We start from the raw sequence: 23,192 nt of genomic DNA on the forward strand, positions 1-23,192 counted from the left end.
CAGTACGAATAGTACGGCGAGGGACTGCAACGCAGTCATGGCCATTTTCTCGGGTCACTAACGATTTTTTCGCGCCTCGGCCTGCTTCACCGTCTGTTCGATGGCGCCAAACAGGGACTTGCCGTCATCACCCAGCATTTCCAATCGAACAACATCACCAAACAACAGGAATGGTGTGCTGGCGACACCATCGGCGATCATCTCCTGGTTACGTCGTTCAACAATGCTGGAAAACCCCTTCTTGACTTCCTTGTTGGCGACGCCGCCCGCGCTGACCACGCTGCCGGCGCGCGCGTTGCGTGTCTGACACAGATGGGCGAGCAATTGCGGGTAATTGAACGCCATGTCGGCGCCCGCGTTCGGCTGGCCCGTCAACTTGCCGTTCAGGCTGCAGCGCAAGGCGTAATGCACCTTGCCGCCGCGCCAGGCGTCGCCCAGTTCGTCGGGCGTGATGGCCACTGGAGAGCAAGCCATGGCCGGCTTCGCCTGCAGGAAGCCGTAGCCGCTGGCTTGCTCGTCGGGCGCCAGGTTGCGCAGGCTGATGTCATTGACCAGCATCAACAGCTTGATGTTCAGGTGCGCCTGGTCCGGCGTCGAGCCCATGGCCACGTCGTCCGTGATGGCGGCGATGCCTGCCTCGTAATCGATGCCCCACTGCTCGTGCGCCAGGGTGATGTCATCGTGGGCGCCGAGGAAATCGTCGCTGGCGCCCTGGTACATCCTTGGAGCATCGCGCAGATTGACGGGCGCTTCAAGTCCTGCCGCCTTGCAGGCGCGCTCGATCTGCTGCAGATAGGATGCACCGGCCACGCGCAGGCTGCTGCGCGGCAAGGGCGCCATGCAGTTGGCCGGGTCGAACTCGAAGGCGCGATGGCCGCGGCCGCTATTGATGGTCTGGTACAGCAAGTCCAGCTGGGGCGCGATGAAGCTCCAGTCGTCGAGCGCCTTTTGCAGGGTCGAGGCGATGCCATCGGCCAGGTGGGCCGTTTTCAGGTCGCGCGAGACGACAGCCAGCTGGCCATCGCGCGTGCCATCGTTCAGGGTAGCTAATTTCATGTGCGGGAAACTTCGTCAAAGGCAGGCAATAGGAGGCTAAAGACGCCAAAAAGCCGGGACATCCCCGGCTTTGACGATCTAGAGGGATTTACGCCAGCAGCGCCAGTTGCTCTGGAGTGAGATAGCACCACTCTCCTTCGGCGATGCCCAGCGATTCCAGGGTCAGGCTGCCGATGGCGGAACGGTGCAGCGCGCTGCAATGGTTGCCGGCGGCAGCCAGCATGCGCTTGACCTGGTGGTACTTGCCTTGCTCAAGCACGATTTCCAGCTGGTGCTCTCCGCGCTTGACGCAAACGAGGGCTGCCAGCGGGGCCGGCTCATCGTGCAATTGCACGCCTGCCAATAACAGGGCCACCAGTTCATCCGTCACGGGCTCTTGCGTGGTGGCCTGGTAAATCTTGGGAACGTGGCGCTTCGGCGACGATTGTGCATGGATAAATGGGCCATCGTCGGACATCAGCAGCATGCCGGTCGTATCGTGGTCGAGCCGGCCGACGGGCTGGACTTCGCGCCAGGTGAACTGCTCCGGCAGCAGGGTCAGCACGCCAGGATGATGGCTGGGCTTGCGCGAGCATTCGAAGTTGGCGGGCTTGTTCAGCGCCAGGTACAGGTGCGCGCGGTAGACCCACTCTTCTTCGAACACGTGCAGCACCAGGCCTTCGGTCTCGACGGTGGTGCGGTAATTGGTCTGGGTGACGCCATCGATGACGACATCGCCATCTTCGATGAGGGAACGGCAATATTTACGGGTGCCAAAACCCTGCGATTGCAGGATGCGGTCTAGGGATAATTTACTCATGGGCGTGACTTTACCAGAAGCGGCTGGCAGCGTGAAGCGGCCGCGCGCGCGGCCTGCGCAAGGCCGCCGAGGGCGCACCAGCCTTGCGCATGCACAGATGAGCTGAAGTACAAGGTGAGATTTCGATATAAATGGCCAATTCCTTTGAGCAATATCAAGCGCTCGGAATATCGCATTGATAGACTGAAACTTCGTTAGGAATCCGCCTAACGAGCTTTAGGAATAATAACCAAGCAACGATTCACAAGGACATTGTATGAAGCATACCGATACCATCGCCTTACAAGGCAGCATCGCCGACATGCGCCAGCGCATCGCTACGGAACAGGCGGCCATGCACAAGGTCAGACTCGGCGTGGCGCGCTGGAGCAGCGCCCCGGCGCCGCAGGATGAGGACGCAACGCCATCGCCAGCGAGCCAGACGCATTGGCATGCCGAGGCGCAATGCCATTTCATGTGCTGGCTGGAACTCGGCGGTTTTGCCCACGCGGATGCGGATGCGGTCGCGGAAACCGACAACGTGACGGCGCCCGTCATGGTGGACACAGCGCCCGAGATCAGTTCCGGCGCCAACGCCAGTGCCGGCGCAGCGCCAGCCCGGCAGGCAACCGCCCTGCCCGCACACTGCAACGGCTGCGCCGTCTGAACCCGGTCCGCCTACCAGCCATGCCCTGCCCTCGCATGCCTGCCTTGCCAGCACGCCCAACTCCAACATCGAGCAACACTTGCCCATTCGGCACGAACGACGCACAAAAGGAAACGGCGGCATTGCGCCGCCGTTCCCAAGCCCCATCGGGACTTTAGTGAGGAATGTAAATTCACTCAAAACCACATCTGCGATGCGGCGAGTAGTTCCAGGACCTGCCAATCAAGTTAGTACTGACAACATAGTTGATATATCGCCCCTCCTTGAAAAGAACTACGGTTTCACTATAGCCCAAGCAGCCCCATTTTCAAGCCAATTTACCACCTTATTGAAAATCATTCTCGATTGGCTTGCTTGCCAGCCAAGAGTGATGTCCTCAGCGCAACGCCGGTTGTGACTGCTGTACGGCCGCCTTCATGGCGCCCGCGCCCATGGCGGCGCCAAACTTTTTGAGCACCCGTTCCGGCAAGCCTTCATGCTGCGTATAGTCGACGATGTCTTCCGCCTTGACGACGTCGCGCGCCACGCTGTCGACCGTGCCGAAATCGTCGGCCAGCCCCATTTCCACGGCTTTCGCGCCCGTCCAGTACAAGCCGGAGAAGGTATCGGCCGTTTCCTTCAGGCGCTTGCCCCGTCCCGCCCGCACGACCTCGATGAATTGCTGGTGGATTTCATTGAGCATGCCTTGCGCATACGCCTTGTGCTTTTCCGTCAGGGGGCTGAACGGGTCCATGAAACCCTTGTTCTCGCCCGCCGTCAGCAAACGGCGCTCGACGCCGACCTTTTCCATCACGCCCGTAAAGCCGAAGCCATCCATCAGCACGCCGATGGAGCCGACCACGCTGGCCTTGTTGACATAGATGCGGTCGGCGGCAGCCGCGATGTAATAGCCGCCCGAGGCGCACATTTCATCGACCACCACATACAAAGGCTTGTCCGGATAGCCCTTGCGCAGGCGCTGCATCTCGTCGACGATCATGCCGGCCTGCACGGGGCTGCCGCCCGGACTATTAATATGCAGCACCACGGCCACGGAGCCGGCGTCGGAAAACGCCTTGTCCAGCGCGGGGATGACGACGGCGGCCGAGCCGCTGCCTTCGGACTCGATGGCGCCATTGATATCGATCAGGGCCGTGTGGCGGCCCAGGGTTTCGCTGTCGTCGGCCGTGTTGTAGTCATAAAACACCCACAGGGCGAACAGCACGATCAGCAGGCCGAAGATCTTGAAAAAGATGCTCCAGCGGCGGTGCGCACGTTGCTCTTGCAAAGTGGCAAATACCAGCTTTTCCAGCACGTCGCGTTCCCAGTGTCCCGCAGGGACGCCGTGACCGGCGGCTGGCGCGCTGCTGTCCAGCTTGTCATTCGTGTTATCGCTCATGATTCACTTTGTTTAAATTGCAATAAGGCCTGCCCCGGCCTCAGGCCGGCAGCGGCTGCACATACTCATCGGGTTGCCAATACAGCTGGCCATCGCGCTCGGCCACGGTGATCGGACGCAAGCGCCCGCCCTTGCAGGGGCCGCCCGCGCACAAGCCGCTTTCCGGCACATAGATGGCGCCATGCGTCGAACACATCAGGTACAAGCCGCTGGACTCGAAAAACTCGCCTTCGGCCCAGTCCAGTTCGATCGGCACGTGGGCACAGCGGTTCAGGTAGCCATACGCCTTGCCGCCATGGCGCACGACAAAGCCCGTGGTCGCTTCGCCACCGGCCGAGACGGGAAAACGCACGCCCTTGCCGCCATCGGCCACGGCGTCGGCCGCACAAATCAATACTTCCGCAACATCAGTCATCATGCGTGCTCACTCAGCCATTGATGCAGGTCGGCCACGGTGGCGGCCGAATACAGCGGATTGCAAGCTTGCAACTGCGCCACCGGATGCGCCCCATACTCTACGGCAATACCCGCCGCGCCTGCATTGCTTGCCATCAATAAATCATGGCTGGTGTCGCCGATCATCACGGTACGGCGCATATCCTGTCCCAATTCGCGCGTCAGTTCCTGCAGCATGGCCGGATGGGGCTTGGAAAACGTTTCATCGGCGCAGCGCGTCGCATCGAACAGGGACAGCAGCTTGACGGCATTCAAGGAGCGGTTCAGGCCGACACGGCTCTTGCCCGTGGCCACCGCCAGAAAGTACGCCTGCTGCGACAGTTCCTGCAGCATCTCGTGTACGCCGGGAAACAAGGTCAGCTCATGGTCGCGCGACAGATAGTGATAGCGGTAGCGCTCGGCCATGCGCGCATGGTATTTCGGCTCCACGTCGGGCATCACCAGCTGCATGGCTTCCTGCAAGCCCAGGCCGATCACGTGCGAAGCGAGCAACTCGGTGGGAATGGGCAAGCCAAGGTCTTTGGCCGATGCCTGGATGCACTTGACGATGGTCGAGGTACTGTCTATCAGGGTACCGTCCCAATCGAAGACGATCAGATCAAATTGCTTTCTTGCCATGTTTCCCGACAGCATAGCCGCCGGCTCCTTGAGAATGAATGATGGCGACTGACTACCTTATGAGTAGTGTCGCGCGCACGCGCTGGTTACTTATCGTGCGGCAACGGCCAATGGTTTGCCCAAGCTTACCAAGAAACGCTCGCATTCGGCAGCCAGCGGCGCGTTCAAAGTCATCGTCTTGCCCGTTTCCGGATGCGTAAACGTGATCTGGTGCGCATGCAGGAACATGCGTTTCAGGGCGCCGCGCGTGCTGTCGGCCTTCAACAGGGCACGGTTGAGGGCAAAGTCGCCATATTTATCGTCGCCAGCGATGGGGAAACCGGACGAAGACAGGTGCACGCGGATCTGGTGCGTGCGTCCCGTCTTCAATTCCGCTTCCAGCAAGGCGAAGTTGTGATATTTATGCAACAGTGAAAACACCGTGTGCGACGCCAGGCCATCGGCCTGCACGGCCACCCGGCGCTCGCCTTCGGCCGTCGTATATTTATGCAATGGCAACTTGATATGCTGGCGCGCATTCTTCCAGTCGCCGGCCACCAGCACCAGGTAGCGCTTGTCGGTGACGCCGTCGCGCATCTGCTCGTGCAGATTGGTCAGCGCCGTGCGTTTCTTTGCCAGCAACAGCAAGCCGGACGTGTCGCGGTCCAGGCGGTGTACCAGTTCCAAAAACTTGGCGTCGGGGCGCGAAGCGCGCAATTGCTCGATCACGCCGAACGACACGCCCGAGCCGCCATGCACGGCCACGCCGGCCGGCTTGTCGATGACGAGCAGCTGCGCATCTTCGAAAATGATCTTGAATTCGGCGGCTGGCGCGCCCGTAGGGGCCTTTTCGGCCACGCGCACGGGCGGAATGCGCACCACGTCGCCGGCGGCGAGACGGTACAGCTGATCGATACGGCCTTTATTGACCCGCACTTCTCCCGATCGCAAGATCCGGTAGATGTGGCTTTTAGGCACTCCCTTGCACACTCTTAATAAGTAGTTGTCGATGCGCTGGCCTGCTTCTTCCTCGGCGATCGTTACGAATTGGGCTTGCGGCTGAACCGGGGGTGTTGAAGGGGGAACAACATCATTTTGACTCTTCATTTACTATGTCTTCCCAGAAATCTCTCTAAGTCCTTCATTTTGAATATATAATTGTTTTTGCTGCGGCCCTGGCTGCTGCGAGTGTAAGAATAAAAGCACATTTTACACAGGGGCGTCTCCACCGGCCTCGCCAAATTGCAAATTCGGTGGAAAAAAATGTATATGCACCATCCCTGCGCGAATCAAGGTTGCACCGTAGTTGTAATCGGATAACGCGTGGAGATGCTGAAGTGAGTGTGGGATTATAAGGATAAGTACCCGTTAGCGCGACTTATCGAGTCGGGCTCGCGGGTTGATGAAGTTGATAACGCTTGCCGTTTTCGCCAAACCCCGTATGTGGCCAAATACTGAGGGTTGTCGATGATAGGCTGAGGCCAAGCCTCGCCATCGCGATCCCTGTAATGAGCCGGCTAACGATTTTGGCTCTGAATTTGCTGACCACTTGCATTCTCTGCCCCCGATGCAGTTCATTCTCATCCGGGCTGTTTCAGATGAGTTGCAAGTGTCCTGTGCACTCGGCATGACGATCGACCTCACCGCGCCTGTTGCGGCCGTAACGTATACCTCGTACGCGTTGTTGCTCCGCACGCCTGGGCATTTCCCCCGCCAGCACTCCCGTTCTCGCATATATCCCTGTACTTCGCCGCTTCCCCGGAAGCGGCTTTGAGATGGCCTACGGGTCGCGGAGTTATAAAAATGAAACGCATGTTGTTTAATGCCACGCAGCAAGAAGAACTGCGCGTAGCGATTGTCGACGGACAAAAACTGATCGACATCGATATCGAGACAGCCGGGCGCGAACAGCGCAAATCCAACATCTACAAGGGCGTGATCACGCGCATCGAGCCATCGCTCGAAGCGTGCTTCGTCAGCTATGGCGAAGACCGCCACGGCTTCCTGCCTTTCAAGGAAGTTGCCCGCACGTATTTCCGCGAAGGCGTCGACGTCCGTAACGCGTCCGTCAAGGAAGCGCTGCGCGAAGGCCAGGAAATCATGGTGCAAGTGGAGAAGGAAGAGCGCGGCAACAAGGGCGCCGCCCTGACCTCGTTCGTCTCGCTGGCCGGCCGTTACCTGGTCCTGATGCCGAACAACCCGCGTGGCGGTGGCGTATCGCGCCGCGTGGAAGGTGAAGAGCGCCAGGAATTGCGCGAAACCATGGATAAACTGGATTTGCCAGCTGGCATGTCCGTGATTGCCCGCACGGCAGGCATCGGCCGCAACGTCGATGAACTGCAGTGGGACTTGAATTACCTGATGCAACTGTGGCGCGCCATCGAAGGCGCCGGCAAGTCGGCCAACGGCGCTTTCCTGATCTACCAGGAATCGTCGCTCGTCATCCGCGCCATCCGCGACTACTTCCAGCCCGACATCGGCGAGATCCTGATCGACACCGACGAGATCTACGACCAGGCGCATCAGTTCATGAGCCACGTGATGCCCGACATGGTGCACCGCGTAAAACGCTACAGCGACGACGTGCCGCTGTTCTCGCGCTTCCAGATCGAACACCAGATCGAAACGGCGTACAGCCGCACCGTGCCACTGCCATCGGGCGGCGCCATCGTGATCGACCATACCGAAGCGCTGGTCTCCGTCGACGTCAACTCGGCCCGCGCCACGCGCGGCTCGGACATCGAGACGACCGCCTTCAACACCAACTGCGAAGCGGCCGAAGAAGTGGCCCGCCAGCTGCGTTTGCGCGACTTGGGCGGCTTGATCGTCATCGACTTCATCGACATGGAAGTGGCGAAAAACCAGCGCGAAGTGGAACAGCGCCTGAAAGATGCGCTGCACCATGACCGTGCCCGTGTACAAATGGGCAAGATCTCGCGCTTCGGCCTGATGGAACTGTCGCGCCAGCGCCTGCGTCCTTCGCTGTCCGAAGGTTCGCACGTGACGTGCCCGCGCTGCTCCGGCACCGGCCACATCCGCGACACGGAATCGTCCGCCCTGCAGGTGCTGCGCATCATCCAGGAAGAGGCGATGAAGGAAAACTCGGCCACCATCCACGTGCAAGTGCCCGTGGACGTGGGCGCCTTCCTGCTCAACGAAAAGCGCGGCGAAGTACTGAAAATCGAGAACCGCCACCGCATCGCCGTGATCCTGATCCCGAACAAGCATCTGGAAACGCCGCACTACAAGCTGGAACGCATCAAGCACGACGACCCGCGTCTGGAAGACAGCCAGGCCAGCTACAACCTGGCGGAAAGCGCTGAAACCGACATGGCGTACAGCAAGCGCCAGAAGGAAGAAGCCAAGCCGCGCCAGGAAGCCGTCGTCAAGACGATCACGCCTGACCAGCCGGCACCGCTGGTCGAGCGCAAGCCCGTCGAAGCGAAACCGGCTCCAGTGGCCGCGCCTGCCGCACCACAGGGCCTGATCGCCAAGATCATCAGCTTCTTCACCGGCGCTCCGGCACCGGTGGCGCCAGCACCTGCTCCTGTCGCACCAGCCAAGCCGGCCGGCGCCGACCGTGGCGACCGCAACAGCCGTGGCCCGCGTGGCCGTGGCCGCAACGGCAAGCCTGGCCGCGAAGAACGCGAACCAGGCCAGGGCCGTCCAGCCCAGGACGATGCAGCGAAAGAAGCGGAAGCACTGGAAAAAGCGGCTCGTCCGCCACGTCCACCGCGTCCGCCACGCGAACCGCGTGAAGCGCGCGAGAACGGCGATACGGCGGCAGCACCGCGCGAACGCGGCGAACGTCCTGAACGCGCCGAGCGTCCAGAACGCGCGGAACGTCCAGAGCGCGCCGAGCGTCCGCCACGCCAGCCACGCGAAGCGCGCGAACCACGCGCCGACAAGGCTGTTGTTGCTGAAGTGAAAGCTGAAGAGCTGGCACTGGTTGGCGCCACCGCCAGCGCAGTGAATGTCGTCGTGGCGTCAAACGGCCCGGAATCCGACGCCGCACCTGCGAACCTGCTGAAAGCGCCGGCGAATGCCGGTCCTGAAGGCGAAGAGACGGAAAACGACGTGGAAGGCGAAGAACCGCGCCGCCGCCGTCGTCGTGGTGGCCGCAACCGCAACCGCCGCGACCGCGAAACGGGCGAGCTGATCGAATCGGCAAACGGTGACAACGAAGGCCAGGACGCACCAGTGATCAGCTTTACGGTCGCTCCGGCGCCGGAAGCTGCAACGGATGCCGCTCCAGTCGCCGTCGTGGCTGCCGCCGCTGTCGTCGCCGTTGCCGCACCAGTGGAAGCTGCATTGGATGCCGCTCCTGCCGTCGTGGCTGAAGTCGTGGAAGTGGTCGAAGTGGTGGAAGTGGCCAAGGTTGAGGAAGCAGCACCAGCGGCCGAAGTGATCGTGCCGCCAGCCCCTGTGGAAGCCGCCGTTGCTGCAGCGCAAGCTGAACCAGCCGCTGCCGAACCAGCACCAGCTGCCGAGTACAGCTTTGCCGAGAAAGCGGAAGCTGCACCGGCGCCAGCGCCTGCTCCAGCGGAAGTCATCGTCGAAGCGGCGCCAGTCGTGGAAACGACAGCTGCCGTGGAAACCGCCGCCGTGGCGGAAGAAGTTCCAGCAGCAGCGCCAGTCGCCGAAGCGGCACCAGCCGTGGTGGAAGCGGCCCCGGTGGTAGCCGAAGCGGCTCCCGCTCCAGCTCCCGTGCCTGCTCCGGCACCAGCGCCAGCGCCTGTCGTTGCTCCTGCTCCTGCTCCTGCTCCTGCTCCTGCCGCGCCGCTGGACTTGAGCGCAGTGCTCGGTTCGGCCGGCCTGACCCTGGCTGCCACCGATCCGGAAAAACTGCGCCTGGCGCAGGAAGCGGCCGCGAAGGCAGTCGCTCCGGTACGCAAGCCACGCGAACGCAAGCCATTGCCGCCGCAATCGGATGAGCCGTTGATCCAGGTCAACACGCAACGTCCATAAGTGTGCCGGGTTCGCCCAGCCGCCAATGATGAAAGGGGGAGCTCAGGCTTCCCCTTTTTTATGTCCACTTTTTTGCTGCCCTCCACCCGCCATGCACGAGAACGCCAATCTGCCTCCCGCCCCCGTCAGCCTGCGCAGCGCCTTCTGGTACTGGCTCAAGCTAGGCTGCGTCAGCTTTGGCGGCCCCGCCGGGCAAATCGCCATGATGCATGCGGAACTGGTGGAAAAGCGGCGCTGGATTTCCGAGCAGCGTTTCCTGCACGCGCTCAATTACTGCATGTTGCTGCCGGGGCCGGAAGCGACCCAGCTGGCTATCTACATCGGCTGGCTGATGCACCGCACGCGCGGCGCCCTGGTGGCGGGCCTGCTGTTTTTGCTGCCCTCGCTGCTGGTGCTGATCGCCCTGTCCTGGCTGTACATGGCGTATGGCCACGTTGGCGCCATCGCCGGCGTCCTGTACGGCATCAAGCCGGCCGTTGTCGCCATCGTGCTGGCGGCCGCCTGGCGCCTGGGCCGGCGCACCTTGCGCAGCCCCGCCCTGATCGCCATCGCCGCGGCCGCATTTGTCGCCATCGCCGCGCTACAGCTGCCATTTCCACTGATCGTGCTCAGCGCCGCCCTACTGGGCATGGCGAGCGGGCGCTGGCTGCCGGGCCACTTTCATGCCAACGGCGCGTCGCATGGCGGCGCGGCCCGCTACGGCGCCGCCCTGATCGATGACGACACGCCGACGCCGGACCACGCGCGCTTCCGCTGGCCGCGCCTGCTTGGCACGGCTGCCATGGGCCTGGCGCTGGCCTTCTTCGTCTGGCTGGGCCTGGCGCTGGCGGGCGGCGCGGACCAGCCGCTGGCGCAGATGGGCGTGTTTTTCAGCAAGGCGGCCCTGCTCACGTTCGGCGGCGCGTATGCCGTGCTTCCCTACCTGGTGCAGGGCGCCGCCGACCACTACCACTGGATCACGAGCGCGCAAATGATGGATGGCCTGGCGCTGGGCGAAACGACGCCCGGCCCGCTGATCATGATCGTCGCCTTCATCGGTTTTGTCGGCGGCTGGAGCCATGCCGTGACGGGTGAGCAGCTGTGGCTGGCGGGCGTGTCCGGCGCGCTCGTTGCCAGCTGGTTTACTTTCCTGCCCTCGTTCATCTTCATCCTGGCCGGCGCCCCCCTCGTGGAAGCGTCGCGCGGCAATTTGCGCCTGAGCGCGCCCCTGACGGCCATCTCGGCAGCCGTGGTGGGCGTCATCGCCAGCCTGGCCCTGTTCTTTGGCCGCCATGTCTTCTGGCAAACAAACCCGCTGCCGCACTGGGACTGGGTAGCGATTGCCATTGCGCTGGCGGCCGGCGTGGCGCTGATCAAATACCAAATGGGCACCATCAAATTGCTGCTCGCCTGTGCCATCTTCGGCCTCGTGCTATCGTATCTGCCTTGACCGATTTTACGTAAGTGGCATGACCTTTCATGGCTGACAAGATTATCTACCTCGCCGAAGCCCGCAATGGGGCACCGGCGATCCCCGCACGGCTGGAAAGTCCCAGCGGCAACGTGGCCGACAGCCTGGGCCGGCCCCTGCACGACTTGCGCATCTCGATTACCGACCGCTGCAATTTCCGTTGTGTGTATTGCATGCCGAAGGACGTGTTCGACAAGAACCACGTGTATCTGCCGCACACGGATTTGCTGTCGTTCGAGGAAATCACGCGCATCGCGCGCCTGTTCGTCGCGCACGGCGTGGAAAAGATCCGCCTGACGGGCGGCGAACCCCTGCTGCGCAAGAATATCGAAAAGCTCATCGCCATGCTGGCCGCGCTGCGCACGCCATCGGGCCAGCCGCTGGACCTGACCCTGACAACCAACGGCTCCTTGCTGGCCAGAAAAGCGCAGGCGCTCAAGGATGCGGGCCTGAACCGGGTCACCGTGTCGCTCGACTCGCTCGACGACGCCACCTTCAAGCGCATGAACGACGTCGATTTCGCCGTCGCCGACGTGCTGCACGGCATCGATGCGGCGCACGCCGCGGGCCTGGGCCCCATCAAGATCAACATGGTCGTCAAGGCCGGCATGAACGAGCAGGAAATCGTGCCCATGGCGCGCCACTTCAAGGGCACGCCGTACATCCTGCGCTTCATCGAATACATGGACGTGGGCGCGTCGAATGGCTGGAACTTGCAGGAAGTCATCCCGTCCGCCGAAGTCGTGCGCCGGATCGCCTCACACATGCCCTTGCTGCCCATCAACCCGAACTACACGGGCGAGACGGCGGCGCGCTGGCGCTATGCGGATGGCAGCGGCGAAATCGGCCTCATTTCCAGCGTCACGCAAGCGTTCTGCGCCGACTGCAGCCGCGCCCGCCTCTCGACCGAGGGCAAGCTGTACACGTGCCTGTTTGCCAGCAGCGGCCACGACTTGCGCAGCCTGCTGCGCGGCGGCCGCAGCGATGCGGAAATATCCTCGGCCGTGGCACAGCTGTGGCGCGGCCGCGGCGACCGCTATTCGCAATTGCGCACCAGCCAGACGGATTTGACGGGCGGCACACTTGAGCACGGTAAAAAGAAAGTGGAAATGTCGTACATCGGCGGCTGAATCCGGGGCGGCGCACGCCCCGCGCTGCTACCATGGCGCATGCACCAATTTTCCTACCTGACATGATCAACAAACACGACATTACCGGCCTGATCCTGGCCGGCGGCCTCGGCACGCGCATGGGCCAGCGCGACAAGGGCATGCTGCCCCTGCATGGCCAGCCCCTGGCCCGCCACGTGCTGCAGCGCCTGGCGCCGCAAGTGGGCCAACTGGCCATCAGTGTCCACGCCGATGCCGGCGATTACGCAAGCTTCGGCCTGCCCGTGTGGCCCGATGCGCTGCCGGGCCAGCTGGGCCCCCTGGCCGGCCTGCACAGCGGCATACGGCACGCCGGCACGCCGTATCTGCTGACCGTGCCGTGTGATTCGCCCCTGCTGCCGCCCGACCTGGCAGCGCGCCTGGCCGCCGGCCTGATCGACAACGATGCCGACCTGGCAATCGCCGTCACCGAAGAAATCGATCCGGCGACGGGATCGGCCGTGCTCCGCCCGCACCCCGTCTTTTGCCTGGTGAAAACCTCGGCCCTGCCCCAGCTAGACTCGTATCTGCGCGGCGGCGAGCGCCGCATGCGTACCTGGCATGGCCCCTTGAAACTGGCTGAGGTGCTCTTCGAGAACCATGGCGCGTTCGGCAACATCAATACGCCAGACGAGCTGGCCGCCCTGCAGGCGCAGGGCTTGTCCGTGCCGATGGCGCAAGCCATCCTGGCCGACACCGTCGCGCCCGTCGCCGAGGTCGAGGAACTGCCGCTGCCGCAAGCGTTCGGGCGCATCCTGGCAGCCGACATCATCTCGCCCATCAGCGTGCCCGCGCACGACAATTCCGCCATGGATGGCTATGCCCTGCATGGGGCCGACCTCGGTGGCGACGCCCCCGTGACCCTGGCCGTGGTCGACACCATCCTGGCCGGGCGTCCCGGCACGGTCAACGTCGGGCGCGGGCAATGCGCGCGCATCATGACGGGCGCCGTCATGCCGCACGGCTGCGACAGCGTGGTGCCGCAGGAACTGGTGCAGCATGCCAGCGAGCACAGCATCACCATCGCGCCGGACTGCATCCGCCTCGGCGACAACCGCCGTTTCAAGGGCGAAGACTTGATGCAAGGCCAGCCTGCGCTGCTGCAGGGCAAACGACTCGGACCGGCCGAACTGGGGCTGCTGGCCTCGCTGGGCATCACCACGGTGCCCGTGCGCCGGCGCCTGCGCGTGGCCTTCTTTTCCACCGGCGACGAATTGCGCTCGATCGGCGAAGCGCTCGACGCGGGCTGCATCTACGACAGCAACCGCTACACCCTGCTGGGCATGCTGACCCGTTTGGGCTGCGAGGTGCTCGACATGGGCATCGTCAAGGACAATCCGCAAGCGCTGGAAGCGGCCCTGCGCGGCGCCTGCGCCAAGGCCGACGTCATCATCACCTCGGGCGGCGTGTCCAGCGGCGCGGCCGATTTTACGCGCGAGATCCTCGCCCGCCTCGGTGACGTGGCCTTCTGGCAAATCAACATGCGCCCGGGCCGCCCCATGGCCTTTGGCCGGATTGCCAGCGAGGGCGACACGGCCTTGCTGCTGGGACTGCCCGGCAACCCCGTGGCCGTGATGGCGGCGTTTTATTTCCTCGCCCGCCCCGCCCTGCTGCGCCTGATGGGCGCCGATGCGGACACGTCCACCCTGCCGCTGCTGCAGGTGGCGGCGCAAGCGCCCATCCGCAAGAAACGGGGCCGCACGGAATACCAGCGCGGCATCGTCGAGCGGGGAGCGGACGGGCGCCAGCACGTGCGCGTGACGGGTGCGCAAGGCTCGGGCATCCTGCGTTCGATGACGCAAGCCAATTGCATGATCGTGCTGCATGAAGCGCAAGGCCACGTGGCGGCCGGCGACCTCGTCGATATCGTACTATTCCATGGGCTGATATGAAGCTGATACTGGCAATGGCCCTGCTGCAGGGCATGACGGCATATGCAGGCGAAGTCCGCAGCAATGGCTACACGGCGCGCTTTGACGAGCGCATCGAAACGGCGCCAGGCGACTTGCACGGCGAAACCGTGGGCGGCATCCGCCTTGTGCGCACCAGCGACCAGGCGCTCGTGTGGCAGGAAAACACGCCCTTGCGCCCCGGCTGCGGCAACGTTGCGGCCGTGACCGCCATCAATGATCGCTACATGGCCCTGTGCGGCCACCTGGGCGGGCGCCATTACACGCAGAAGATCATCTTCACGCAAGGCAACTCACTCTCCATGGTCAGCGTCGACCAGTACGATTCGCCCAGTCCCGTGCGCGTGGAGCCCAACGGATCGCTGGCCATCGACGTCCTGCGACGCGACCTCTTCCCCGACCAACTGACGGGTCCGCATTACTTCCACACTGTGTACCGCTTGCGCCACGATGACGCCACGTTCGGCTTCGTCCCCAGCTTTGATGGCGACGCAGCCGAGCGCTACTGGCTGCACTACCGGGTCACGCGCCAAGCGGCGCCTGCGGCTGAGGTGCTGCCAGAACTGCTGGCGTCGCTGCTGGCGGCCCAGTCCGGCAAGCAATCGATCTGCGCGGAACTGGACATGCTGGCCGCAGATTTGCAGCAAGGGCGACAGTACGATGCGCAAGGCGCGCGCACCTTGATGCGCCGGTGGCTGCACAAGCTGCCCGCCATCGGCTACCCCGCTTTCGATACGCAAGCCTGTCCAGGCCGCATCTAGCACGCATTCCCGGCCTCACCGCCGCCTGCCGGCGGTGCCCCCGTCCAAGCTCCACCTCATTCCCACCGGCCCGCCCTGCGCGGGCCGTTTGCATTTCCCCATTGCAATCAATTCCCCTGCGCGGCCGACGTTCGCCTATCGAGATAAAAATATCAATTATTTCTCCTTAAAACAAATCAATAAACACAACACTAATTGTAATAATTTTATTTATTAGTTGATATTGAAGTTTCTTCGGTGATAACATTCGAACTCATACAAAAAGTTCAATTTTGATATTGTTTTCACGAGGAACAACAATGAGACACAGCTCATGGATCGCGGGAGTCAGCATGTTCGGTGCGGCATGCCTGCTTGCCACCTTATCCCTGGCGCCCTTGCCCGCCTACGCGAAAGGCATCGCGCGCGCCGATGTGCTCGATAACTGCAACTGGAATCGTCCTGGCGTCGACCCGTTCATGGGTGACGTGGTGGCGGCCGTGGACCGCTATACGGATATCGCGCCGCCCGTGCGCGAACAATTGAAGGAGCGCATGCGTGCGCGCCAGTACGATGAGATCGTGGTGATCAGCCGCGACGCCATCCGCGGCAAGGGCAATTACAACGCGCGCATCAGCGACATGCATTTCGGCCCTGGCCGCGTCTGCCGCAACGTCACGCGTGCGGGCTGGAACGAGCAGATGCAGGAACGGGGACTCGTGTATTGCGTGCAAGGCCAGTGCATCCTGGTGCCGACGATCTGCCGCAACGTCAGCCGGATTACGCAGGCGCCCGCATCGGCGCCGCCAGCGGCCGGTGCAGCTCCCGGTGGTGCCGCTCCCGGCGGTGCAGCACCCGTTGCCGCCGCGCCCGCTGCCCCGGAAGCGGCAGGCGTGCCCCTGATCGACAATCCCGACGCCTTGCGCGGCGGTTCCTTCACGGGCGGCGCCATGCCGCCCGAGGTGGCCAGCATTCCTTTCCTGCCCTTCGATTATGTGCGTACCGCCGGCGGCATCACGCCGCCTGCCGGCATGGGCGGCGGCGGCGGCGGTGGTGGTGGCGGTGGAGGCGGCCTGCCGCCGGACCGGGGCAGCAGCATCATCGTGCCGCCCACCCTGATCATCCCTAGCTTGCCACCGACGGTGCCGACCGTCTTGCCGGCCGTGCCCGAACCGCAAACCTGGGGCATGCTGCTGGCGGGACTGGCGCTGATCGGCTACAGCGCGCTGCGCCGCCGCACTGCGCGGGCGGCCTGAGGCGCGCTACTCGCCGTCGCCGGCGTCCGCCTTGCCCAGCAGCAAGGCGGCCGCCTCGCCCGGCAAGGCTTCCACGGATTTCAATTTGCGCGCCATCTGCCGGCTGCGCACTTCCGCGCTTTCGATATTTTTCGCCGCCTTTTCCAGGGTCAGCCGGGTTTGCGACAACACCTCGCCGAACTTGCCGAATTCCGTCTTCACGGCGCCCAGCACTTGCCACACTTCGGACGAGCGCTTTTCCAGCGCCAGGGTGCGGAAACCCATCTGCAAGCTGTTGAGCAAGGCCGTCAGGGTCGATGGCCCGGCGATGCTGACCCGGTGCACGCGCTGCAATTCATCGGCCAGGCCCGGGCGGCGCAGCACTTCCGCATACAGCCCCTCGGTAGGCAGGAACAGGATCGCAAAGTCGGTGGTCAGCGGCGGCGCCAGGTATTTCTCGGCGATGGTTTTCGCTTCGCCCCGCACGGCCCGCTCCAGTTCGCGTCCGGCCAGGGCCACGGCGTCCGCATCGGCCCGCTCGGCCGCCTCGACCAGGCGCTCATACTGTTCCTTAGGAAATTTCGCGTCTATCGGCATCCACACGGGCGGCCCGCCGTCGACCATGCCCGGCAGTTTCAAGGCGAATTCCACGCGCGCGCCGCTGCCCGGCAAGGTTTCCACGTTTTTCGCGTACTGGTCGACAGTGAGTACCTGCTCCAGCAGCATTTCCAGCTGCACTTCGCCCCATGTTCCCCGCGTCTTGACGTTGGTAAGCACCCGCTTCAGATCGCCCACGCCCAGCGCCAGCTGCTGCATCTCGCCGAGGCCCTGGTGGACTTTTTCCAGCCGCTCCGACACTTGCTGGAACGAGGCGGACAGGCGCGTTTCCAGGGTGGCGTGCAGTTTCTCGTCGACCGTCTTGCGCATTTCTTCCAGGCGCGCGCCATTGTCGGCCTGCAAGTCGCGGATCTTGTTCTCGAGCGTGGCGCGCACTTCCAGCATGCGCTGCGCATTCGATTCCGTCAGCTGCGCCAAAGTTTGATTGGTACTCTCGGCAAAGCGCGCCAGGCTTTGCGCCTGTTCCTCGCGCCCGACTTTCCCCTGCGCCTGCATCTGCGTGCGCAGGCTGTCGAGCTGTTGCAGGGTCGCCGCCTGAAATTGCGCCAGGCCAGCCGCCAGGTCTTGCCGCGTGGCTTGCGCCGACGCCTGCAGCTGCAGCCGCACTTCGCGCTCGACCCGGTCGATACGCTCCAGGCTTTGCTGCTGGTGCTGCTGCACCAGGGCAAGGGTGGTGGCGCCGTCGCCGGCCGCGCCACGCGGACGCAGCAAGATCAATAGCAACAGGACGATGGCGACGATGGCGGCGCCCAGCAGGCTGTAGAACTCGATTGGGCTCATGGGATCAGTCAGGTTTGTTGCGCATCCAGTCGGCCGTCTGATAGAACGATTCCATCAGGCGCACGCGCAAGGACTCTTCGATGCCCGTGTCTTCCATGGCCCAGGCCATGGCGCGCAGCCACTGGTCGCGCTCGCTGGTGCCGATGGCATACGGCAAATGACGGGCGCGCAGGCGCGGGTGGCCGAATTTCTCGATATACAAATCCGGTCCGCCCATCCAGCCCGTCAGGAAAAAATACAGCTTGTCGCGCGAGCCGTCCGTCGATGGCGGATGCATGACGCGGATGCCGGCGAACTCGGGCTCGAGCTCCATCAAGTCATAAAAACGGTCGACCATTTCGCGCAGCACGGGAGCGCCGCCGATGGTCTCGTACAGGGTGGGAGCAGTGGTATCAGTCATGGCCGCCATGATAGCGCAAGCGCCGGCGGCCCATGCGGCGCCAGCGCCCTCTGCCACAATAAATGGCAATATATTTGACTAGTCAAGCTTTTATCAAATACTATGCAATTTTAAACCCGGGACAAAACAGCATGTCAACCACCGCCCAAGCTCCTTTGCTACGCAATACCAATTTCCGCTGGCTGCTCGGAGGCGGCCTCGTGTCGATGCTCGGTGACCAGTTCAGCATGCTGGCCCTGCCCTGGCTGGTGCTGAGCCTGACAAACGATAGCCTGAGCCTGGGCATCGCCGTGGCCCTGATGGGCGCGCCGCGCGCCGTGCTGATTTTGCTGGGCGGCATCATCGCCGACCGTTACTCCCCCCGGCGCGTGCTGCTGCTGAGTAAATATGCGAACGCCGCCATCCTGCTGGCACTGTCCGGCCTGCTGATACTGGACCAGGCCAGTGTGGCGCTCGCGTATGCGGCCGCGCTGGCGCTGGGCATCGCCTCTGCCTTCGGCATTCCCGCCGGCACCGCCATTCTGCCGCAAGCCGTGCCGCCGCAGGCGCTGCAGACGGCCAACAGCCTGCAGATGGGCGCGCGCCAGTTGTCCTTGCTGGCCGGCCCGCTGCTGGCGGCGCTCGTGCTCGGCGCCCACGATGGCGGGCAGCAAACCGGCATGGCGGCGCTGGCCGCCGCCTTTGCCATCGATGCGCTGACGTTTCTGTTCTCGGCCTGGACCTTGCGGCAAGTCAGCCTGCGGCCACTGGCCGCCGCTGCGGCGCAGGGCATGTGGGGCGACATGGCGGCCGGCCTGTCCATGGTGTGGCGCGACATGGCCTTGCGCAGCTGCTATGCCTACTGGGCCGTGGTGGCCTTCTTCGTCATGGGTCCGCTGCAAGTGGCCCTGCCCGTACTGGCCAGCGAGCGCCTGCACGGCGCCCCGGCGCTCGGTTTGCTGATGGGCGCGCACGGCGCCGGCACCCTGGCCGGCATGCTGGCGTCCAGCCTGGGCGGCGCCTGGCTGCGCCGCCGCTTCGGCGCCACCTTGCTGGCCGTTGACGCCATCGTCGCCATCCTGCTGATGGCGCTGGGACAAATCGATACAGCCTGGCAAGGCGCGGCCTTGCTGGCCGTCACGGGATTGCTGGGCGGCTATGTGCAGGTGGCCATCTTTACCTGGATACAACGGCGCGTGGCGCCCGCCATGCTGGGCCGGGCGATGGCGCTGTTCATGGGTATCTTCCTGGGACTGGCACCGCTGTCGGCGGCGGCCACGGGCGCGCTGCTGCGCCACCTGAGCGTGGGCGAACTGTTCTGCGCCGGCGGCGCCCTGCTGCTGGCCGCCGCCATCACCGCCGCCCTGCTCACCGATATTGCCCGCATCGCAAGCACCGACCACGTCACCCAAGCTTGAGGAAACCGCACCATGGATAAAACACAGCAAGCTGCCTTGAAAGCAGCTTATCGGCAACAAGCGCCCGCACTGGGCATCATCGCGCTGCGCCACCTGCCCAGCGGCCGCACCCTGCTCGAACGCAACCGCAACGCGCCCGGCGCGCTGAACCGCCACCGTTTCGAACTCGCGCTGGGCTCGCACCGCAATACGCGCCTGCAGGCGGACTGGCGGCGCGATGGCGAGGCGGCTTTCCGCTTCGACATCATCGACACCGTCAAGCCATCGGCCGATCCCGGTTTCGATGCGGACGCAGAACTGGAGGCCCTGCTGGCGCTGCACCAGGCGCAGCTGCTGGAGCAGGGGCAATCACGCTATTGAGCGGCCATGCTTTACACTTGCGCACTCACGCACTACGCACCATGCAGCAAATGAAAAGGATGCCATGACCGATCTCACTCCCCCGCCGCCGGACGGCGGCAGCGCGCTGGACTTTTGCCTGCGCCTGGCGCGCGCCCAGGCCATGCTCGTGCGCCGCTTCGACAGCACCCTGGGCAATCTGCATGGCTTGAGCTTTGGCGATTATCAATTGCTGTACCACTTGCAACGCGCGCCCGGCGGGCGCCTGCGCCGCATCGACCTGGCCGAGCGCCTGGCGCTGACGGCGTCCGGCATCACGCGTTCGCTGATGCCGCTGGAAAAAATCGGTCTGGTGGCGCGCCAGGCCGATGCGCGCGATGCCCGCGTCGGCTACGCCGCCATCACAGCTGCGGGACTGGCATTGCTGGCGCACGCGAATACGACGGCGCAGGCACTGGGCCAGGAATTGCTGGGCAATGCCAGCGCGGAACAACTGGCGCCCCTGTCCCTGCTATTGAACGGCATCGCCGGCAACCAGCCCGGCCAAGTCTGAGGTCTACACCAGCGCCAGCTTGCGCAGGCGCCGCGTCGATGGCCAGCGCGCCATACCCGTCTCGTCGCGGATGGCAGCGCAGGCGTCCAGCACCCTGGCGCACTCGTCCTCGCGCAAGCCCGCATTCAAGGTCAGGCGCACCAGCGAGCGGTTCTTCGGCGTGGCCGGCGCGCAGAAGACGGCGCCGTAGATGCCATGCCGTTCCAGCGCCTTGCGCAGGATCAGGGTATCGGGCTCGCTGCCCGCTTCCAGCGCGATGATCTGCTCGGTGCCGTCGCTGACGTTGTAGCCCAGATCCATCAGCCCCTGGCGCAGTTGGACGCTGTGGCGGTGCAGCGCGGCGCGGCGGCCATCGGCGGCGCGGATGAAGTCGAGCGCCGCATCGAACCACGCCAGCTCGTGTTCGAGCAGGCAGGAGCTGAAGATGGCGGGCCGCGAAGCGGACAAAAAGTATCCCTTGAAACGGCCCGAACAGGTAATCAGTCCGGCCCGGCCCGCAAACGCCTTGGCCAGCGACGCCGTGCGGAAATGCACGCGCTCGGCCAGGCCCAGCTCCACCACCAGCCCCGCGCCCTGCGGGCCATGCGTACCCAGCGAGTGCGACTCGTCGACGATCAGCATGCTGCCGCTGCGCTCGGCGATTTCCACCATCTCCAGCAGCGGCGCCACGCTGCCATTCGTGCTGTACAGCGCATCGACGATGATGATGCCGGGGCCATGCTTGTCGAGCTGGCGCTGCAGGTGAGCGCCATCGTTGTGCAGGAAGGCGACGGGCACGGCTTGCGCCGATTGCACGCCCTCCCACAGCGAAGCATGGGCCTGCATGTCGAGGTACACGGGGATGCCGGGCCCGGCCAGGCTTTGCAGCAAGCCCACGTTGGCGGCCCAGCCCGATTGCGCCAGCACGCACGCTTCGCTGCCCAGATAGTCCGCGAATTTTTGTTCGAGGCGGTGCTGGCGGCTGCCTTCCTGCAGGAAGACGGACGACATCAGCATGGCGCCGCCGCCCTGCAAGACGCGCGCCTGGGCCGCCAGCAGCGCCGCCTCGCCGGCGATGTTCAGGTAATCATTACCTGCCAGCATGACCGCACTGGCCGGCATGGCCTGCCATTCATGCAAATGCTGGCCGCCAAGCAGCTTCTCGATGCGCTCGACGTAATGTTCATCCATGCGCGCGCGCACAAAGGCGGGCATCCGTTGTTCGGCGTGGACGTCGCGGGACGATAGAGGGGAAATGGCGTTTAACATAGGAACTCCTGATTGGTTGCGGGGGAACTACCGCGTCCAACATGCGCGAGCCATCGGGCAAGAGTTTGATACAACTCAACAGTTATGCTGATATCCTGCTGATACAGAGGGAACCCGCCGATCATGTTGCATTGACACGCTTCAACAAACACGCCCCCTTACCATGATGCATGCGCAGTCCCCTTCCGGAAAACGATGGCAAGGCAAGCTGCTCCAGCCTTTCCTGCACTTCCACGACGCCATCGAACACACGCCTGTGCGGCGCGCCCAGGTGCGTACGCTGGCGCTCATCGGAGCGCTGGGCATGCCGCTGTACTACGCGCTGTGGCATTATTTCTTTCCGCAGGAATACGAATCGCCGCTGCTGCGCATCGTCGCGGCGCTGCTGTTCCTGCCCGCGCTATGGCCCGACCGCTTCAGCAATACCTGGTTCAGCGTCTACCTGTTCCTGGGGCTGACCTTCGAACTGCCGTTTTTCTTCACGTACATGTTCCTGATGAACCATGCCTCGACCATGTGGGCGCATTCGCTGCTGGTGGCGCTGGTCGTGCTGTTTCACTTCGATACGCGCATCGCCATACTCGCCTACCTGAGCGGTACCCTGCTGGCCTGCCTGACGTTTGCCGTGGCCGGCGATCCCGCCTTCCTGCTCAGCGGCGGCGTCTTGCAGCAATTGCCCGTGCACTGGTTCACGATTGCCGTGCTGTCCGTGGTCAAGGTGGGGCGCAACGTGGGCGCGCAAGAGAAACTGGCCGGACTGGCGGCTGGCCTGGGCAGCGTGGCGCACGAATTGCGCACGCCCCTCGTCAGCGTCGAGGCGAACGTGCGCGGACTGCAGCGCAACCTGCAAGACCAGCCGCCGGACGCGGCCAGCCTGGAAGCGCTGGCGCGCATCCAGTTCGAAGTGCGCCATATGCACCACATGATCGATCTGTTCCTGCTCAGCGCCAGCGCCGTCAACCGCAAGCTCGAAGCGAGCGAAGCGGTGGCCATGCACGACAGCGTGGCGGCCGTGCTGCGCCGCTATCCGTTTACCAGCACGGCCCAGCGCGACATCGTCAAGGTCGACGTGCGTGCCGATTTCACGTTTCCCGGCCAGTCGGAGCTGTGCGTGGTGATCCTGCTGAACCTGCTGCGCAATGCCTTGAAAAGCATCCACCGCGCCGGCAAGGGCCGCGTGCGCATCATCATCGATGGCGCCCATCCCGTGCCGCGCCTGCTGTTCATCGACACGGGCTGCGGCATCGCCACCAGCCGCCTGCCGCTGATCTTCGACCGATTCTATTCGTATCCCTCGCACAACGGCAGCGGCATCGGCCTGGCCCTGTGCCGGCAAATCATGCAAGCCTGGCAAGCGCGCATCCACTGCGTCGCGCGCGAAGGCGCCTACGCCATCTTCGTGCTGGAATTTCCCCAGCCCCTGTCCGTGCCCACGCACAACCGTTTTCCATCCATCCACCGCGCGAGGTGACGC

General features: G+C 63.9%; 20 protein-coding genes. 11 read left to right on the forward strand and 9 right to left on the reverse strand.

The genetic code is table 11. The features are described from left to right. Positions 1-57: 57 nt before the first annotated feature. A complete protein-coding gene (locus tag MRBLMS1_RS08165) occupies positions 58-1,056 on the reverse strand; it encodes a fumarylacetoacetate hydrolase family protein (RefSeq protein ID WP_485878785.1) in 999 nt (332 codons plus the stop codon). An 88-nt stretch (positions 1,057-1,144) separates the two neighbouring features. Then, positions 1,145-1,855: a pseudouridine synthase gene (locus MRBLMS1_RS08170; RefSeq protein WP_128142190.1), complete on the reverse strand. Its 711-nt coding sequence runs from the start codon at positions 1,853-1,855 to the stop codon at positions 1,145-1,147. 256 nt (positions 1,856-2,111) lie between these two features. Here MRBLMS1_RS08170 and MRBLMS1_RS08175 point away from each other — a divergent pair, with 256 nt between their 5' ends. Beyond that, positions 2,112-2,501 carry a hypothetical protein gene (locus tag MRBLMS1_RS08175; RefSeq protein ID WP_128142189.1) on the forward strand — a complete coding sequence of 130 codons (390 nt, stop codon included), beginning with the start codon at positions 2,112-2,114 and terminating at the stop codon, positions 2,499-2,501. Positions 2,502-2,877: 376 nt separating this feature from the next. Here MRBLMS1_RS08175 and MRBLMS1_RS08180 read toward each other — a convergent pair whose 3' ends face one another. The 4 genes from MRBLMS1_RS08180 to MRBLMS1_RS08195 form a co-directional block, all read right to left on the reverse strand. After that, entirely contained in the window at positions 2,878-3,879 is a 1,002-nt protein-coding gene (locus MRBLMS1_RS08180) for a S49 family peptidase (RefSeq protein WP_485878787.1), read from the reverse strand. Positions 3,880-3,919: 40 nt separating this feature from the next. Further along, a complete protein-coding gene (locus MRBLMS1_RS08185; protein ID WP_436480227.1) occupies positions 3,920-4,297 on the reverse strand; it encodes a Rieske (2Fe-2S) protein in 378 nt (125 codons plus the stop codon). Then, complete coding sequence (locus MRBLMS1_RS08190) at positions 4,294-4,953, reverse strand: HAD-IIIA family hydrolase (RefSeq protein WP_034754241.1); 660 nt, start codon at positions 4,951-4,953, stop codon at positions 4,294-4,296. Before MRBLMS1_RS08190 ends, MRBLMS1_RS08185 begins: the two co-directional genes overlap by 4 nt. A 90-nt stretch (positions 4,954-5,043) precedes the next feature. Beyond that, positions 5,044-6,039: an RluA family pseudouridine synthase gene (locus MRBLMS1_RS08195; RefSeq protein WP_034754116.1), complete on the reverse strand. Its 996-nt coding sequence runs from the start codon at positions 6,037-6,039 to the stop codon at positions 5,044-5,046. 696 nt (positions 6,040-6,735) lie between these two features. On the opposite strand from MRBLMS1_RS08195, the gene MRBLMS1_RS08200 reads away from it, so the two are divergent. From MRBLMS1_RS08200 to MRBLMS1_RS08225, 6 genes are all read left to right on the forward strand, one after another. Then, positions 6,736-9,900, forward strand: coding sequence for an Rne/Rng family ribonuclease (locus MRBLMS1_RS08200; protein WP_485878790.1), 3,165 nt, complete (start codon positions 6,736-6,738; stop codon positions 9,898-9,900). Between the two features lie 91 nt (positions 9,901-9,991). Then, the gene (gene chrA, locus MRBLMS1_RS08205; protein WP_485878792.1) at positions 9,992-11,329 is read left to right on the forward strand and encodes a chromate efflux transporter; all 1,338 of its coding nucleotides are present in this window, start codon (positions 9,992-9,994) and stop codon (positions 11,327-11,329) included. Between the two features lie 29 nt (positions 11,330-11,358). Beyond that, positions 11,359-12,480, forward strand: coding sequence for a GTP 3',8-cyclase MoaA (gene moaA, locus MRBLMS1_RS08210; RefSeq protein ID WP_456150770.1), 1,122 nt, complete (start codon positions 11,359-11,361; stop codon positions 12,478-12,480). 62 nt (positions 12,481-12,542) lie between these two features. After that, positions 12,543-14,390 (forward strand): molybdopterin molybdotransferase MoeA, encoded by a 1,848-nt coding sequence (moeA, locus tag MRBLMS1_RS08215; protein WP_485878794.1) that lies wholly within the window; start codon positions 12,543-12,545, stop codon positions 14,388-14,390. Next, entirely contained in the window at positions 14,387-15,169 is a 783-nt protein-coding gene (locus tag MRBLMS1_RS08220; RefSeq protein ID WP_485878796.1) for a hypothetical protein, read from the forward strand. Before moeA ends, MRBLMS1_RS08220 begins: the two co-directional genes overlap by 4 nt. A gap of 299 nt (positions 15,170-15,468) precedes the next feature. Continuing rightward, positions 15,469-16,404 (forward strand): MHFG family PEP-CTERM protein, encoded by a 936-nt coding sequence (locus tag MRBLMS1_RS08225; protein ID WP_485878798.1) that lies wholly within the window; start codon positions 15,469-15,471, stop codon positions 16,402-16,404. A gap of 6 nt (positions 16,405-16,410) precedes the next feature. Here the strand turns inward: MRBLMS1_RS08225 and MRBLMS1_RS08230 are convergent, their stop codons facing one another. Continuing rightward, entirely contained in the window at positions 16,411-17,781 is a 1,371-nt protein-coding gene (locus tag MRBLMS1_RS08230; protein ID WP_485878799.1) for a DNA recombination protein RmuC, read from the reverse strand. 4 nt (positions 17,782-17,785) lie between these two features. Then, positions 17,786-18,181: a group II truncated hemoglobin gene (locus MRBLMS1_RS08235; RefSeq protein WP_034754244.1), complete on the reverse strand. Its 396-nt coding sequence runs from the start codon at positions 18,179-18,181 to the stop codon at positions 17,786-17,788. 131 nt (positions 18,182-18,312) lie between these two features. Here MRBLMS1_RS08235 and MRBLMS1_RS08240 point away from each other — a divergent pair, with 131 nt between their 5' ends. The 3 genes from MRBLMS1_RS08240 (at position 18,313) to MRBLMS1_RS08250 (ending at position 20,470) form a co-directional block, all read left to right on the forward strand. Next, positions 18,313-19,578, forward strand: coding sequence for an MFS transporter (locus MRBLMS1_RS08240; protein WP_485878801.1), 1,266 nt, complete (start codon positions 18,313-18,315; stop codon positions 19,576-19,578). A gap of 12 nt (positions 19,579-19,590) precedes the next feature. Then, positions 19,591-19,938 carry a GIY-YIG nuclease family protein gene (locus MRBLMS1_RS08245; RefSeq protein ID WP_485878802.1) on the forward strand — a complete coding sequence of 116 codons (348 nt, stop codon included), beginning with the start codon at positions 19,591-19,593 and terminating at the stop codon, positions 19,936-19,938. A 64-nt stretch (positions 19,939-20,002) separates the two neighbouring features. Beyond that, positions 20,003-20,470, forward strand: coding sequence for a MarR family winged helix-turn-helix transcriptional regulator (locus MRBLMS1_RS08250; RefSeq protein WP_070303599.1), 468 nt, complete (start codon positions 20,003-20,005; stop codon positions 20,468-20,470). A gap of 3 nt (positions 20,471-20,473) precedes the next feature. Here the strand turns inward: MRBLMS1_RS08250 and cqsA are convergent, their stop codons facing one another. Continuing rightward, positions 20,474-21,718 carry an alpha-hydroxyketone-type quorum-sensing autoinducer synthase gene (cqsA, locus tag MRBLMS1_RS08255; protein WP_485878804.1) on the reverse strand — a complete coding sequence of 415 codons (1,245 nt, stop codon included), beginning with the start codon at positions 21,716-21,718 and terminating at the stop codon, positions 20,474-20,476. Positions 21,719-21,881: 163 nt separating this feature from the next. On the opposite strand from cqsA, the gene MRBLMS1_RS08260 reads away from it, so the two are divergent. Further along, the gene (locus MRBLMS1_RS08260) at positions 21,882-23,189 is read left to right on the forward strand and encodes a sensor histidine kinase (protein WP_485878805.1); all 1,308 of its coding nucleotides are present in this window, start codon (positions 21,882-21,884) and stop codon (positions 23,187-23,189) included. Positions 23,190-23,192 lie beyond the last annotated feature (3 nt).

Source organism: Massilia sp. LMS1-1-1.1 (assembly GCF_040815535.1).
Lineage (GTDB): Bacteria > Pseudomonadota > Gammaproteobacteria > Burkholderiales > Burkholderiaceae_D > Janthinobacterium > Janthinobacterium aestuarii.

Excerpts from the sequence above, each read along its gene's own strand:
- MRBLMS1_RS08175 (WP_128142189.1), top strand. The coding sequence starts at position 2,112 with ATGAAGCATACCGATACCATCGCCTTACAAGGCAGCATCGCCGACATG.
- MRBLMS1_RS08235 (WP_034754244.1), bottom strand. The coding sequence starts at position 18,181 with ATGACTGATACCACTGCTCCCACCCTGTACGAGACCATCGGCGGCGCT.
- MRBLMS1_RS08260 (WP_485878805.1), top strand. The coding sequence starts at position 21,882 with ATGATGCATGCGCAGTCCCCTTCCGGAAAACGATGGCAAGGCAAGCTG.
- MRBLMS1_RS08220 (WP_485878796.1), top strand. The coding sequence starts at position 14,387 with ATGAAGCTGATACTGGCAATGGCCCTGCTGCAGGGCATGACGGCATAT.
- MRBLMS1_RS08170 (WP_128142190.1), bottom strand. The coding sequence starts at position 1,855 with ATGAGTAAATTATCCCTAGACCGCATCCTGCAATCGCAGGGTTTTGGC.
- MRBLMS1_RS08250 (WP_070303599.1), top strand. The coding sequence starts at position 20,003 with ATGACCGATCTCACTCCCCCGCCGCCGGACGGCGGCAGCGCGCTGGAC.
- MRBLMS1_RS08190 (WP_034754241.1), bottom strand. The coding sequence starts at position 4,953 with ATGGCAAGAAAGCAATTTGATCTGATCGTCTTCGATTGGGACGGTACC.
- MRBLMS1_RS08180 (WP_485878787.1), bottom strand. The coding sequence starts at position 3,879 with ATGAGCGATAACACGAATGACAAGCTGGACAGCAGCGCGCCAGCCGCC.
- moaA (WP_456150770.1), top strand. The coding sequence starts at position 11,359 with ATGGCTGACAAGATTATCTACCTCGCCGAAGCCCGCAATGGGGCACCG.
- MRBLMS1_RS08225 (WP_485878798.1), top strand. The coding sequence starts at position 15,469 with ATGAGACACAGCTCATGGATCGCGGGAGTCAGCATGTTCGGTGCGGCA.
- MRBLMS1_RS08200 (WP_485878790.1), top strand. The coding sequence starts at position 6,736 with ATGAAACGCATGTTGTTTAATGCCACGCAGCAAGAAGAACTGCGCGTA.
- MRBLMS1_RS08245 (WP_485878802.1), top strand. The coding sequence starts at position 19,591 with ATGGATAAAACACAGCAAGCTGCCTTGAAAGCAGCTTATCGGCAACAA.
- chrA (WP_485878792.1), top strand. The coding sequence starts at position 9,992 with ATGCACGAGAACGCCAATCTGCCTCCCGCCCCCGTCAGCCTGCGCAGC.
- MRBLMS1_RS08230 (WP_485878799.1), bottom strand. The coding sequence starts at position 17,781 with ATGAGCCCAATCGAGTTCTACAGCCTGCTGGGCGCCGCCATCGTCGCC.
- moeA (WP_485878794.1), top strand. The coding sequence starts at position 12,543 with ATGATCAACAAACACGACATTACCGGCCTGATCCTGGCCGGCGGCCTC.
- MRBLMS1_RS08240 (WP_485878801.1), top strand. The coding sequence starts at position 18,313 with ATGTCAACCACCGCCCAAGCTCCTTTGCTACGCAATACCAATTTCCGC.
- MRBLMS1_RS08185 (WP_436480227.1), bottom strand. The coding sequence starts at position 4,297 with ATGATGACTGATGTTGCGGAAGTATTGATTTGTGCGGCCGACGCCGTG.
- MRBLMS1_RS08195 (WP_034754116.1), bottom strand. The coding sequence starts at position 6,039 with ATGAAGAGTCAAAATGATGTTGTTCCCCCTTCAACACCCCCGGTTCAG.
- cqsA (WP_485878804.1), bottom strand. The coding sequence starts at position 21,718 with ATGTTAAACGCCATTTCCCCTCTATCGTCCCGCGACGTCCACGCCGAA.
- MRBLMS1_RS08165 (WP_485878785.1), bottom strand. The coding sequence starts at position 1,056 with ATGAAATTAGCTACCCTGAACGATGGCACGCGCGATGGCCAGCTGGCT.